This is a genomic window from Neobacillus sp. 19, assembly GCF_049463095.1.
Classification (GTDB): Bacteria; Bacillota; Bacilli; order Bacillales; family Cytobacillaceae; genus Neobacillus.
The window spans coordinates 1-13,851 of record NZ_JBMPZU010000016.1; the positions used below are offsets into that span (position 1 = coordinate 1).

The 13,851-nt window shown below is 41.1% G+C and carries 8 protein-coding genes, 11 tRNA genes and 1 pseudogene; all 20 read left to right on the forward strand.

Annotation, left to right across the window (positions count from 1 at the left end; all coding sequences use genetic code 11):
- The first annotated feature begins 14 nt into the window (after positions 1–14).
- Positions 15–90: transfer RNA gene (locus tag ACO1D1_RS03200), tRNA-Val, on the forward strand.
- Positions 91–111: 21 nt separating this feature from the next.
- Positions 112–187: transfer RNA gene (locus ACO1D1_RS03205), tRNA-Thr, on the forward strand.
- Positions 188–216: 29 nt separating this feature from the next.
- Positions 217–301: transfer RNA gene (locus ACO1D1_RS03210), tRNA-Leu, on the forward strand.
- A gap of 8 nt (positions 302–309) precedes the next feature.
- Positions 310–381: transfer RNA gene (locus tag ACO1D1_RS03215), tRNA-Gly, on the forward strand.
- Positions 382–389: 8 nt separating this feature from the next.
- Positions 390–475, forward strand: a tRNA-Leu gene (locus ACO1D1_RS03220).
- A gap of 11 nt (positions 476–486) precedes the next feature.
- A tRNA-Pro gene (locus ACO1D1_RS03225) sits at positions 487–563 on the forward strand.
- A 28-nt stretch (positions 564–591) separates the two neighbouring features.
- Positions 592–668: transfer RNA gene (locus ACO1D1_RS03230), tRNA-Met, on the forward strand.
- A gap of 24 nt (positions 669–692) precedes the next feature.
- Positions 693–785: transfer RNA gene (locus ACO1D1_RS03235), tRNA-Ser, on the forward strand.
- A gap of 20 nt (positions 786–805) precedes the next feature.
- A tRNA-Tyr gene (locus ACO1D1_RS03240) sits at positions 806–890 on the forward strand.
- Positions 891–894: 4 nt separating this feature from the next.
- Positions 895–968, forward strand: a tRNA-Trp gene (locus ACO1D1_RS03245).
- A gap of 42 nt (positions 969–1,010) precedes the next feature.
- Positions 1,011–1,091: transfer RNA gene (locus ACO1D1_RS03250), tRNA-Leu, on the forward strand.
- 424 nt (positions 1,092–1,515) lie between these two features.
- On the forward strand, positions 1,516–2,316 hold the full coding sequence (locus ACO1D1_RS03255; protein ID WP_423334931.1) for an NUDIX domain-containing protein: 801 nt from the start codon (positions 1,516–1,518) through the stop codon (positions 2,314–2,316).
- A 117-nt stretch (positions 2,317–2,433) separates the two neighbouring features.
- Positions 2,434–3,243 (forward strand): Fpg/Nei family DNA glycosylase, encoded by an 810-nt coding sequence (locus tag ACO1D1_RS03260; RefSeq protein WP_423334932.1) that lies wholly within the window; start codon positions 2,434–2,436, stop codon positions 3,241–3,243.
- A gap of 186 nt (positions 3,244–3,429) precedes the next feature.
- On the forward strand, positions 3,430–4,071 hold the full coding sequence (locus ACO1D1_RS03265; RefSeq protein WP_411675454.1) for a helix-turn-helix transcriptional regulator: 642 nt from the start codon (positions 3,430–3,432) through the stop codon (positions 4,069–4,071).
- 16 nt (positions 4,072–4,087) lie between these two features.
- Positions 4,088–4,903 carry a pyruvate, water dikinase regulatory protein gene (locus ACO1D1_RS03270; protein ID WP_423334935.1) on the forward strand — a complete coding sequence of 272 codons (816 nt, stop codon included), beginning with the start codon at positions 4,088–4,090 and terminating at the stop codon, positions 4,901–4,903.
- Between the two features lie 2 nt (positions 4,904–4,905).
- Positions 4,906–7,574 (forward strand): annotated as a pseudogene (gene ppdK, locus ACO1D1_RS03275) (pyruvate, phosphate dikinase).
- Between the two features lie 116 nt (positions 7,575–7,690).
- The gene (locus ACO1D1_RS03280) at positions 7,691–7,882 is read left to right on the forward strand and encodes a YbxH family protein (protein WP_149870514.1); all 192 of its coding nucleotides are present in this window, start codon (positions 7,691–7,693) and stop codon (positions 7,880–7,882) included.
- A 77-nt stretch (positions 7,883–7,959) separates the two neighbouring features.
- A complete protein-coding gene (locus ACO1D1_RS03285) occupies positions 7,960–10,542 on the forward strand; it encodes a helicase-related protein (RefSeq protein ID WP_149870513.1) in 2,583 nt (860 codons plus the stop codon).
- Positions 10,543–10,676: 134 nt separating this feature from the next.
- Positions 10,677–12,029: a 3' terminal RNA ribose 2'-O-methyltransferase Hen1 gene (locus ACO1D1_RS03290; RefSeq protein ID WP_423334933.1), complete on the forward strand. Its 1,353-nt coding sequence runs from the start codon at positions 10,677–10,679 to the stop codon at positions 12,027–12,029.
- Positions 12,026–13,735 carry an AAA family ATPase gene (locus ACO1D1_RS03295; RefSeq protein WP_423334934.1) on the forward strand — a complete coding sequence of 570 codons (1,710 nt, stop codon included), beginning with the start codon at positions 12,026–12,028 and terminating at the stop codon, positions 13,733–13,735. Before ACO1D1_RS03290 ends, ACO1D1_RS03295 begins: the two co-directional genes overlap by 4 nt.
- Positions 13,736–13,851 lie beyond the last annotated feature (116 nt).

Genomic DNA, 13,851 nt, shown 5'->3' on the forward strand with positions numbered 1-13,851 from the left:
AGGCTGTTATATATGGAGGATTAGCTCAGCTGGGAGAGCATCTGCCTTACAAGCAGAGGGTCGGCGGTTCGATCCCGTCATCCTCCACCATAATATTATTATGTTAACAATGCCGGGGTAGCTCAATTGGTAGAGCAACTGACTTGTAATCAGTAGGTTGGGGGTTCAAGTCCTCTCGCCGGCACCATTTTTTCTGTCTTTCTAGAATATCAAAATGCGGGTGTGGCGGAATTGGCAGACGCACCAGACTTAGGATCTGGCGCCGCAAGGCGTGGGGGTTCGACTCCCTTCACCCGCACCATTTTTTTTGCGGAAGTAGTTCAGTGGTAGAACACCACCTTGCCAAGGTGGGGGTCGCGGGTTCGAATCCCGTCTTCCGCTCTTCTTCTGCCGGGGTGGCGGAACTGGCAGACGCACAGGACTTAAAATCCTGCGGTAGGTGACTACCGTACCGGTTCGATTCCGGTCCTCGGCACTATTTATTTTCGGGAAGTAGCTCAGCTTGGTAGAGCACTTGGTTTGGGACCAAGGGGTCGCAGGTTCGAATCCTGTCTTCCCGACCATCAGCAATTTCTTAAAATTTTCAATTTTGGCGGTGTAGCTCAGCTGGCTAGAGCGTACGGTTCATACCCGTAAGGTCGGGGGTTCGATCCCCTCCGCCGCTACCAAGTTAGTATTTTTTTGGGAAAAATGGAGGAATACCCAAGTCCGGCTGAAGGGATCGGTCTTGAAAACCGACAGGCGGGTTAAACCGCGCGGGGGTTCGAATCCCTCTTCCTCCGCCATTTTTCTGAATTCCATATGTGGAGGGGTAGCGAAGTGGCTAAACGCGGCGGACTGTAAATCCGCTCCCTCCGGGTTCGGCGGTTCGAATCCGTCCCCCTCCACCATTTTAGGGGCATAGTTTAAAGGTAGAACTAAGGTCTCCAAAACCTTCAGTGTGGGTTCGATTCCTACTGCCCCTGCCAAATATCCTGTTCTGATTTACGGGATTTTTTTATTTATTATATGCCGGTGTGGCGGAATTGGCAGACGCGCACGACTCAAAATCGTGTTCCTCTGGAGTGTCGGTTCGACCCCGACCACCGGTATCCGTAATTTGCGGTAGTAGAACGTTTTACGTACATTCGTAAGGCGTTTTTATTTTGCCTAAACGCACGATTTTAGCCGTAAAAATAGTGTGCATTAAGCACTTACTCATTATAATTGTGTTGTGATTCTCATTACAACATTATCGACACTTTTGGCATATGCTTTTAAGAAGAGTTTCCAGGATAGGACTGAAGCCATCATGGATGAATAGAATAATGAACTAAAACGACTGCTTCTGGATCGATAGTGCATCGCCTCCTACCTAAAATCAAATTTAACTAAACAGCAAACATCATCCAACTATTTTAAGTAATAAACGTCTTTCTACTCATTGTAGGAGGCGTTTTTTTAATAAAAATAATCATTTCACTTTACTGTTTAATAAAACCGACATTCTGAACGAATTTGATTAGTTCACGTAAAATGGAACAAGTAAAAAGTGAAGAGAGGATTATTATGTTTTTTATAAGAGAAACTGTTCGAGTACTCCCGGGAAAAATCGGTGAATTTAATGATTTTTTTCATACGTACTTGCTTCCCAATCAGTTAAAAAATGGCGCAAAATTAGTCGGTCGCTGGATAACTGTATCAGAAGATGAAATCATTGCTATTTGGGAGTATCCAAGCTATGAAGAGTATGTAAAAATTGAAGAAAGGGTGTTACGTGATGAAATGCATCAGCAGGCTGAAATTCAACTACAAAAGCTTGGTCGGTTATTTTTAGAGAATCAGAAAGATTGCTTAACACCGACCGGGTCATACAGCACCCCGAAACAAAACGTTACGGTTAGCGGATATATAACAAATGAACTGAGTGAAACCTTACTAGTTAAAACCTTTTGGCGGGCAGATACGTGGGAACTTCCTGGAGGCAGAGTGGATGACGGTGAAACACTTGATGTAGCCTTGTGTCGGGAAATTTTAGAGGAAACAGGCATTATTGTTCAATTACAAGGTGTAACCGGAGTCTATTCTAATGGAAGTACATTATCCGTTGTTTTTCGGGGAAAATGCCTGGGAGGACAACCAAAAACATCGACAGAAACAAAGGATGTTCGTTTTATTGCAATCAATCATGCCAATGTAAAACAATTTGTTACACGAGGTAAATTCATTCCAAGAGTAATAGATGCGATGAAAGGGAATTGCATTCCCTATGAAGCGTTTAGTGTGCGTCCTTATGAACTACTGAACAGAATTAACGGAATAAGTAATGAAGATTAATTTACTTGGGTTTCGAAGTGTTCCTACAATGGAAGAATTCTTAATTTGACTTCATTTTCCTAATAGTTCCTGGGCATCCTATACTATAGAAACATTTTAGCGGAAGGAGTTATTTTGATGCCAGAACTCCCGGAAATGGAAACCTATAAACATCTGCTTATGGCAAACATTGCAGGACAAATGATTACCGAGGTCCAAATAAATCGTGAAAAATCCATTAATGTAAATCCAGAGCTTTTTAAAAATACAATCATGCACCTGAAAGTGCTCAACATTACTCGAAGAGGGAAGCATTTGTTGTTTGAATTACAAAATGGCCAGGTCCTACTATTACATTTAATGTTGGGGGGCTGGATGTTTTTCGGTACAGACGTGGAAAAACCGAAACGAACAATTCAGATTCGATTATCGTTTGGGGAGCAGCATCTATACTTTATTGGCTTACGTCTCGGGTATTTGCATCTCTATAGTCAGAAGGAAGCGGAGCAAAACCTTTCTGACTTAGGGCCGGATCCTCTTGATTCAGCGTTAACTTTAAATGAATTTTTAAAACGAATTGCTTCGAAACATGGAAGGTTAAAAACAACGATGCTTGACCAGAAATTTATTGCAGGGATTGGGAACTGCTATTCCGCGGAAATATGCTTTCATGCAGGAATTTTACCAACGAAAGACATTGATGATTGTAATGAATTGAATCGGACCCAATTATTTCATTCAATGAAATTAGTCCTACAAGATGCTACGAAAAATGGCGGTTATATGGACCATCCTTTTTATATGGGGGATTCCCTTACAGGGGGGTTCTATGATTTAAGGAAAGTGTATGATCGCGAAGGAGAAAATTGTTATCGGTGCGGGTCCATCATTGTGATGGATATGGTCTCTTCAAGAAAAACGTTTTATTGTCAGAATTGTCAAAAATAGGGTTGACACCGCCAAAGGATTGGCGGTATTTTTATTCCGTAGAGTTACATAATTAACTGTCTATTACATTTGTAAATAAGTGCTTTACTTTTTAATCAAATGTAGTATACTATATACAAATAAGTATAACACATATATAATAACTACATAGTATATACCATATTTATTGTAAGTAAGGGGGTGTTAGTGATTAAACTCACAAAACGCCAAGATGAGATTCTGCAAATTGTTAAACAAAATGGACCGATAACGGGAAAAGAAATTGCGGAAAAGCTTTCGTTATCACGGGCAGCACTTAGACCGGATCTCGCTATCTTAACGATGTCCGGCAGCCTTGATGCAAGACCCAGAGTAGGGTACTTTTTCAACGAAAAGATTCAAATGAAAAGACAAGCCGAAAGATTTCTTCATCAAAAAGTAAATGATTATAAAGCACTGCCAATTGTCGTTGGAAAATCAACCTCTGTCTATGATGCCATTGTGCAATTGTTTTTGGAGGATGTCGGAACGCTTTATGCTGTTGATGCAGATGGTCATTTAGCAGGTGTGATTTCAAGGAAGGATTTGCTTAGAGCATCTATAGGGAATCAAAATCTGAATGAATTACCTGTTAGTATCATTATGACAAGAATGCCTAACGTGATTACTATTAATCCTGAAGAAACATTGCTCGAAGCTGCTAAGAAAATGATTCATAATCACATCGATTCTTTGCCTGTTGTAAAGAACATAGACGAGCAAAACAGTACATATTTGCTTGTCGGTCGAATCACGAAAACTACGATTACACGAGCATATTTAGAAATCATGGATGAAAAACCAGACTAAGGGAGTGGCTGAAATTTTGGTACAGAAGGAAGTTGTCTATGTGGTATCAGACTCAGTAGGAGAAACTGCTGAGTTAGTTGTAAAAGCAGTTGCAATGCAATTTAACGGCGGCCATGTTGACATTCGCCGCAATTCAAATGTGGATGACTTTGAAGATATTGAAGATGTGATATTACTAGCCAAAAAAGATCGTTCCATTATCGTGTATACGATTGTCATTCCCACGCTAAAAGAATACTTGGATCGTCGGGCAGAAGAAGAGGGAATCGTAGCGGTAGATTTACTCAGTCCTTTGATGAACGCCTTTGAATCTCGACTAAATAAGCAGCCACACCACCAACCAGGACTAATGAGAAAATTAGATGAGGAATATTTTAGAAGAATTGAAGCAATTGAATTTGCTGTAAAGTATGATGATGGTCGGGATCCAAGAGGAATAACGAAGGCAGACATTGTTTTAATCGGTGTGTCGCGAACATCCAAAACACCTCTATCAATGTACTTAGCACATAAGCGCTTTAAAGTTGCCAATGTTCCATTGGTTCCTGAAGTGCCGCCTCCTGATGAATTATATCAAGTGCCGAGGAAAAATTGTATCGGATTAATCATTTCACCCGATAAATTGAATGAAATTCGCAAGGAGCGTTTAAAAGCATTAGGATTAGCTTCTCAAGCGAATTATGCTAGTTTTGAAAGAATTTTAGAAGAATTAGATCATGCAGAAAAAATTATGAAACGAGTCGGTTGTCCGATTATTGATGTATCAAATAAAGCAGTAGAAGAAACAGCCGGATTAATTCTAGATATATTGAAAAAAGAGAGGAGCATATAGCAATGGAAAAATTCGTATATTTATTTGAAGAAGGACAAGGAAATATGAAGGAATTACTCGGGGAAAAGGTGCGAATCTAGCAGAAATGACTCGGATTGGTCTCCCGGTTCCTTATGGTTTTACGATTACAACACAGGCCTGTAATGCATACTATGAAGCTAGTAAATCCATTCCGACTTTAGTAGAAACGCAAACCTTAGAAGCGCTGACTCAGTTGGAAGAAAAAATGGGTAAAAAACTGGGTGACCCGCAAAATCCATTGCTCGTTTCTGTTCGTTCCGGATCTGTCTTTTCCATGCCTGGTATGATGGATACCATTTTGAATCTAGGGATGAATGATGACACAGTTATTGGTGTTGCAACATTGACGGATAACCCGAGATTTGCTTATGATTCGTACCGCCGATTCATACAAATGTTTAGTAATGTGGTGCTTGAAATTGATACCTATTATTTCGAACAATTTTTAGAAGAAACTCGTGAGCAAAAAGGCTATTCTTCTGATCCTGAAATGACGGCTGAAGATTGGCAGGAGGTTATTATTGGCTATAAGGGGATTGTGAGAAAGCATACAAGAAAAGACTTCCCCCAAGATCCTAAGGAACAGCTTTTCCTAGCGATTAACGCTGTATTTAATTCTTGGAATAATCAGCGTGCGATTGTGTACCGCCGCTTAAATAAAATTCCAGATCATTTAGGTACTGCTGTTAATATTCAAAGTATGGTGTTTGGTAACATGGGGAATGACTCCGGCACAGGCGTTGCCTTTACAAGAAATCCATCGACTGGAGAGCATGTTCTTTATGGGGAGTATTTAATCAATGCCCAAGGGGAAGATGTAGTGGCAGGAATTCGCACGCCTCAGCCGATTGCGACTTTAAAAGACGAAATGCCAGAAGTATACAACCAATTCTCTGATACATGCAAACGGCTTGAACAGCATTATCAAGAAATGCAGGACATTGAATTCACTGTAGAACGCGGACAGCTGTTCATTCTGCAAACACGCAATGGAAAACGGACAGCACAAGCTGCTATTCGCATCGCTGTTGAGATGGTTGAGGAAGGAATAATTGATAAAAAGACCGCTTTACTGCGTGTCGATCCGGACCAATTAAACCAATTACTGCACCACCGCATTGATGATAAATTTCAAAAAAACATTTTAGCAAAAGGCTTACCTGCATCCCCTGGGGCTGCAACCGGCCAAGTGGTATTTGATGCAGATGAGGCTGAGGCATTAGGAAATGAAGGAAAAAAAGTGATTTTAGTTCGACCTGAAACCACACCGGATGACATTCATGGAATTGTTGCTTCGCAAGCCATTTTGACAAGCCGTGGCGGTATGACAAGCCATGCTGCTGTAGTAGCTCGCGGCATGGGAAAAGCATGTATCTGCGGATGCGAGGCCTTAAAGATTGATTTGAAAGCAAAGCAATTTAGCATTGGCGAAACGCTTGTGAATTATGGTGATATTATCACAATTGATGGTTCTACAGGAGAAATCATGCTGGGGGAAATTCCAATGATTGCTCCTGAACTTTCCAATGAGTTCCAAATGCTGCTTGCATGGGCAGACCAAGAGCGGAAATTGGGTGTACGTGCCAATGCGGATAATCCTGAAGATGCACTGAAAGCATTTGAATTCGGTGCAGGCGGAATTGGTTTATGCCGGACTGAACATATGTTTATGGATTTAAAACGAATTCCAACTGTGCAAAAAATGATTCTTGCGGAAAATTATGCGGAGAGAATGGAAGCATTGAATGATCTATTACCAATGCAGCAAGGCGATTTTGAAGGAATCTTTGAAGCGATGCAAGGTTTCCCTGTTACCATTCGTTTGCTTGATCCGCCGCTACATGAGTTTTTACCAGATAAAGAAGAACTATTAGTAGATGTGACCAAGCTGCAAATCACGGAACCGGGGTCACCTGAATTAAAGAAAAAAGAACAATTGCTTAAAAAGGTACGCCAATTGGATGAGTATAACCCAATGCTTGGCCATCGCGGCTGCCGTTTAGGGATGGTTTATCCAGAGATATATGAGATGCAGGCAAAGGCAATTTTCTATGCCGCGGCAAAACTGGCGGAAAAAGGCATGGAAGTACAGCCGGAAATCATGATTCCGTTGGTTGGCCATGTGAATGAGTTAAAACAAATGCGCCAGCTGGTTATTGACGCGGCTAACCTTGTTCAAGAAGAAACAGGTAAGCAAATTGAGTATACAATTGGAACAATGATTGAAATTCCGCGTGCAGCCTTAACGGCTGATCAAATTGCCGAAGAAGCAGACTTCTTCTCATTTGGGACAAATGATTTAACGCAAACGACATTCGGCTATAGCCGTGATGATGCGGAAGGGAAATTCCTGCAAGCTTACATTGAAAATAAGGTATTACCGGAAAATCCATTTGCCGTGCTTGATCAGGAAGGTGTAGGAAAGTTAGTGGAAACGGGTGTCAAGCTGGGCCGTGCGGCGAAGCCTTCTCTAAAAACAGGGATTTGCGGCGAACACGGCGGTGAAAAGAGCTCAATTGATTTCTGCTACAGAACAGGTTTAGATTATGTCAGCTGTTCACCTTACCGCGTGCCGCTCGCTCGTTTGGCTGCCGCGCAGGCAACGATTCGCCATGAAGTTAATAAGGAAGAGGTATTAACAACCGCATAATTTTTTAGGAAGGACGGTGCCAATGCGGTGCCGTCCTCTTTTCGCGGATTTTTGGATTCGGGATTAGTGTCGCAAAATCTGCTTATACTAAAGAAAAATGAAAAGGGGACTAAAAAATGGGGGCTATTGAACGAAATGGATATCGTTTTGTTCCTGAATTCAGTGTCATAATGCAAAACGGCGCAGTTCATGTGTACAACCAAGACCAATTTATCGAGGAAATTACATTTCAGTTTTCAGGCAAGTTTCCTGAATTAGACCAAATTGAGGATTTGGTTGACGACTATTGTAACCGGCATAATATTTAAACCGAATATTTGTTCGGTTTTTTATTATGTGTTAGAATGAAAAAAAGAAAACATTTTTTAGAAAAGGAGGGTTAATTTTGAGCAAATTAACATCCATTTACCCTCAAGCAGTTGAACATACAAAAATGAAAGTGATTGATGATATCGACCATTATCTGGAGATGAGAGAAAATTTGCCTTCATTTGACCAATACTTGAAGGATCGCGGCCATTACACAGAGCAAATTTGGGTGAACGTGTGGTTAAATAAATCAACAAATGATGTGTCTAAAAATGAAAAGAAGCAATTTTTAACGGACCGGGGATTTGAGGTTCAGGGAATTGACCGAAAACTTTTGAATAAACTATTTCGGGATGAAATGAGATTATATATGCCTTTTGATGCGATGGGATGGTTGAAGGAAACCTTCGCAGATAAAGATAAATGGTGGTCGGAGCGGTATGAGAAAGCAAAAGCTGCTTTTCAAAAGAGGGAAGAACAGAAGCTGCTAGAAGAGCAAAAGCAATCGATTCGAAGTGAAATAGAGGATTTTGCCGCTGGGATTTTGGAGGAACAATATGATTTGTTCTATTTATATATACGCCACTTTGTTGCAAAGCAGTTAGCTTCTGATCTGAAAAATAATGTGAAGTTTCAATCGGTCGATCCAGTTGCCTTAGAGGAAAAATTAGTAAATCAAGGGTCATTTAATCCAGCCGAATATACAACATTAGCAACATTTTTTGAAGAACTGACGGGTAATATTCATAAGACTGTAAACTGGGGCAGAAGCGTCTACGAATATCAAACCTATTTCTTTGTATACGAAGGTTTAATAGCAGATTTTTTGTCTGAACATATTCCTCAAACAATTTTAGAACACCTTTCAACAGTGCTCAAAGATGATTTTCACACGGTTTTTCAAGAAAAATTATCGGCTCCTTTTGTTAAAGGCAGTATTGCCCAACTTTTGTATGATATTGAAGGGTATTTCATTGAAGATATTCAGGATGAATATGTATCTGACTTATTACGGTTAGCAGACATTCCTTTTGACCTTACTGTGCACAAGGAACTGTTAGAAAAGGATCTCCAAGAGCGGGAAAAGAAACAAAAGGAAGAGCAAGAAGAATTACAACGAAAAAGAGAAGCCGAAGAACAGATGATGAGGGATATCTTTGGAACAGAATACGCCCCTTCTTACCAAAGGCATGTCCGCTATGTGCTGCATATTGGCGAAACGAATACTGGGAAAACTCATCATGCCCTTGAGCGAATGAAAACAGCCAATAGCGGTTTGTATTTGGCGCCGCTCCGGCTGTTGGCCCTGGAGGTTTATGATAAATTGAATGCCGAAGGAACACCCTGCTCCTTAAAAACAGGTGAGGAGGAAAAAGTGACCCCAGGTGCACAACACATCTCTTGTACGGTAGAAATGTTTCATGAAAAAGAAGTTTACGAAGTGGTCGTTATAGATGAAGCCCAGATGATAACCGATAAAGACCGCGGCTTTTCTTGGTATAAGGCAATCACTAAAGCTCATGCTGATGAAGTCCATATCATCGGCAGCAAGAACTCCAAACACATGCTGCTGGAGTTATTAGGGGATTCGAACATCGAAATACACGAATATAGCCGCGATACCCCGCTTGAAGTGGAGAACAAGGAATTTCATATTAAGCATTGCAAAAGAGGCGATGCCCTGATTTGTTTTTCGCGAAGACGTGTTCTTGAAACAGCCTCGCGTCTGCAAAATGACGGTTATTCTGTCAGCATGATATATGGCAGCATGCCGCCGGAAACCAGAAAAAAGCAGATTGAGCAGTTTAATAAGGGAAAGACAAAGGTAATTGTTGCAACAGATGCAATCGGCATGGGATTGAACCTGCCAATTCGCCGGATTGTTTTCCTTGAGAATGATAAATTTGATGGCACACGAAGAAGGCTGCTTACCTCTCAAGAAGTAAAGCAAATTGCCGGCCGTGCCGGACGCAAAGGGATTTATGATGTTGGGAAGGTAGCGTTTACAAGTGACATTAAAAAAATGCGAAATCTGTTGTTGCAGGAGGATGAGCCTGTTCATACGTTTTCAATTGCTCCAACGAATTCCGTGTTCGAACGTTTTCAACGTTATTATCACGATTTAGGGACTTTTTTTGAGCTTTGGGGGAAATTTGAAAGTCCTAAAGGGACGAAGAAAGCCTCGCTTTCAGAGGAGAAATCGCTCTATCAATTGATTGCCGGGACTGAAATTGAAGCAAGGTTTTCTTTAATGGATTTATACGGCTTTTTACATCTGCCCTTTTCAAAAAATGAGCAAGTATTGACAAGACAATGGGAGGATACGATGTATGCCATTATGCTAGGCAGGGAGCTGCCGGAACCGGTTGTAAAGGAACGCAGCTTAGAAGAATTAGAATTAAGCTATAAAGCTATTGGGCTGCATCTCTTATTTTTATATCGCTTGGGTGAGAAAACGGAGGCAATATATTGGGAACGGCTCAGGGAGGAAATCAGTGATCAGGTGCAGGAACGCTTAAAAACAGATATAAAAAAATTTGTTAAAAAATGTAAAACTTGTGGAAAAAAATTGCCATGGGACCATTCTTTTCCAACCTGTGATGCCTGCTATGCAGCAAGGTATCGAAAATATCGATATGATGATGATTTTCAATTTTAATATGATAAGAAAAGGCCTGATCAAGGTCTTTTTTTACTATTCCAAAGGATTGATAATGAAGTAAATTCCCAATTCGTGGTTTTATTGGTAAAATGGGACTAAAAAACATGTCCAATGAGAGTGGAGTGCTATGGATGCAACTATCATTAACAGTACGAGGTCCTGGTGCGGAGGCCGTTTCTTATCTTTTAGCGAAAAATCCAAATAATTTATTTGAACGTGGTGAAAAAGGGCTCACCGTCCGCCTGTTGTATACTACTTTTTCAAGTGAAGAAGTCCAGGTTCTTATTTATGTAAACACTGATCCAATTGAATTAGTAAAAAATTCACCTGATTTATATGATATTACACATTACATAAACGATCGTGAGTTTGCGGCAAGCAGTATTTTTGTCTCATCGATTCGAAAGGCTCTGGGGACAGCATTAAATGGTAAGCCGAAGGAGGAGTATGTATCGTGGGTCGAACATCCATTTGATATGGATCTTGCCTTTGGTCCGATTGCATCAGATTTACGGGATCAGGAGCTGGAAGCCCTATTCGCCCCTATCGGGTACGAGGTAGAGGTGGAACGAGGGAATAGCTTCATCCGTGAAAAAAGCTCTGCCCGATATATCACGTTAAAAGGAAAGCAGACTGTACAGAACGCATTAAAACAAGTGTCGATTCTCATTCCTGTTATTGATAATTATAAACATTATTTTATTGATGAACGGGAAATCGAAAAGCTTGATCGGTACGGTGAAGGATGGTTAGAAACACACCCGCTGAAGGCGATGATCCTAAAACGTACTTTACGATTCCATAACATGATTTCGCAATCCAAATTTTACGAAAAAGAGATTCCAGATGTTGAAATAGTAGATCGCACGAAAGTTCGTTTGAATGATCTTCGGTACGAAGCAATTATTAAATATATCGAAACTTTGCCAAAAAGAGAAACGATTGTTGATCTTGGCGCCGGTGAAGGAAAGTTGTCGGTTCAGCTTGGCTTCATTGAGGGCGTGAAAGAGATTCTTTCTGTCGAGCCATCTAATAAAGCACGGTTACGAGCAATGGAAAGATTTGAGCAAGCAGGTGGGAAATTTGGATTCATTGCACCAACACCCGTTTTGGGTTCTTTATTTTATTATGATGAACGGCTGAACAATAAGGATGTCATGATTTTATGTGAAGTCATCGAACATATCGATGAACATCGATTAGCGAAAATATTTGAATCAATTTTCAATAATAATCGTCCTCTTGTTTTGATAGTGACCACACCGAATCGGGAATATAATGTGGTCTATGACATGGATGAGTCGATGCGGCATACAGATCACCGCTTTGAATGGACAAGGGAGGAGTTTAGGGAAAGGTGTGTAGAGTGGGCAAGACCTAATCCTTATCAGCTTCGTTTTCAAGGAATTGGTAAAGAAAATCCTAGCTACGGTCAGCCAACGCAAATGGCAATTTTTACGAGAGAGGAGGGAACTTCAAAATGACGAAAATTTACTTGCCGGATGCGGGAATTGTCTTGCTTATTGGACCTTCAAACAGTGGGAAAACGACCTTGTTGAACCGTTTAATTGAAGAAAATAGGATACTGGCTTCCGAAGTAATTAGTTCAGATCAATTTCGCGTTCTGGTCAGTGACATTGAATATATTAATTGGAATGCACGGCCAAAGGATGAAGCGGATGCTCTCTTTGATGAATATCATCGCATATCAAACGAAGCATTTGCGGTGATGGATTTCCTCCTTGGGAAACGGTGCCGCTTAAATAAATTAACGATTATTGATGCGACTCATTTAAAGGAGGATGATCGCCAACAGTACATTCGACTAGGGAAGAAACATCATGTACCTGTGATGGCAGTGGTTTTAAATGTCGCTGAAGAAGAGCTAATTGTACGGGATCCACACAGGGATTTCCCCCGAGGAAAGAATCGTATTAAACAGCAATATCAACACTTTAAGCGGACATTACGATCGATTAAAAAAGAAGGATTTCACCGCACATATATTTTAAATGAAACAGAGCTCCAGGGATTAGTGATAGGCAGACAGAAAAATGCATTACTAATTGACATCGAGAATGGAATGGATTTTATTGGCGATATTCACGGCTGCTATGAAGAGTTCATTGAGCTGTTGAACAAGCTTGGATATGTGGAAAATGCAGAGGGATACTTTTTACATCCTGAAGGGAGAAAAATTCTATCATTAGGTGATGTGATGAGCAGGGGACCCCGCTCGTTGGAAACACTGCAATTTTTCAAAAAGCACATTGATGCTGGATTAGCTTATATGATTGATAGCAATCATGGGTGGAAGATTGCCCGTTGGCTGGACGGACGTAACGTCAATCTTGCACATGGTGATGAAAAGGTCGAAGCAGATTTTATGGAGTATGAGGGCAGATTCGGTAAAGAGGCAGCTGATCAATTAAAGGAGGATCTGAAGAATCTTCTTTTGGCAGCAAAATCGCATTTAATTATCCGAAAAAATGGCGTAAAGGTGGCTGTAGCCACACATGCCGGAATCAAAGACCATTACATTGGCAAACAATCGCAGCGAATTTCAGATTATTGCCGGTATGGGGATTCAGAGGGTTTAGATGAGAATGGCAAGCCGCGTCGTAAGGACTGGACAATTGAACATCAATCCAATGAATTAATTATTTGGGGACATGACCCGAAACCGCAGCCACTTTTGGTCAACAATACACTGAACATCGACCAAGGTGTCGTGTTTGGGGGGAGGTTAACAGCCTATCGCTATCCGGAAAAACAATTGGTTTCTGTTGCTGCGAAACAGGATTACGCAAATGTCCGGGATAACCCCTTGAAGGAATGGGAACGAAAGCGGCTGGCACCTCCTAATTTAGGAAAGTTTGTTAATGGTTTTTCCGTGTTAACAGAACAGCTTGGCGAAATCGCCATTTATAAAGATGCTGCCAAATCTGCCTTGGACGATCTTTCCCATTACACCTTACCGCTGGAGGAAATTGTCTATCTCCCACCGACGATGAGCCCGATTCCAAAACCTTCCCAATTGGATGGTTACCTGGAACACCCGATGGAGGCATTTGATTACTACCTGGCTAATGGAATTGACACCATGGTGGTTCAGAAGAAGCATATGGGAAGCCGCGGTATTTTATTTCTTTTTAAAAACAAGGAAACGGCTAAAGAGTATATCGGCTGAAGCGGCGCACGAAAAACGCGAAAGCGTTTCACGATAAATGCGAAAACGCCTATCTAGGTCGTTGGGTTTGGGGTTAATATCGGCGGCACAACCGAACGAAGTAACAGGCACATAAC

Coding starts and splice junctions, on each gene's coding strand:
- ACO1D1_RS03255 (WP_423334931.1), top strand. CDS start 1,516: ATGGAACAAGTAAAAAGTGAAGAGAGGATTATTATGTTTTTTATAAGA.
- ACO1D1_RS03260 (WP_423334932.1), top strand. CDS start 2,434: ATGCCAGAACTCCCGGAAATGGAAACCTATAAACATCTGCTTATGGCA.
- ACO1D1_RS03280 (WP_149870514.1), top strand. CDS start 7,691: ATGGGGGCTATTGAACGAAATGGATATCGTTTTGTTCCTGAATTCAGT.
- ACO1D1_RS03290 (WP_423334933.1), top strand. CDS start 10,677: ATGCAACTATCATTAACAGTACGAGGTCCTGGTGCGGAGGCCGTTTCT.
- ACO1D1_RS03295 (WP_423334934.1), top strand. CDS start 12,026: ATGACGAAAATTTACTTGCCGGATGCGGGAATTGTCTTGCTTATTGGA.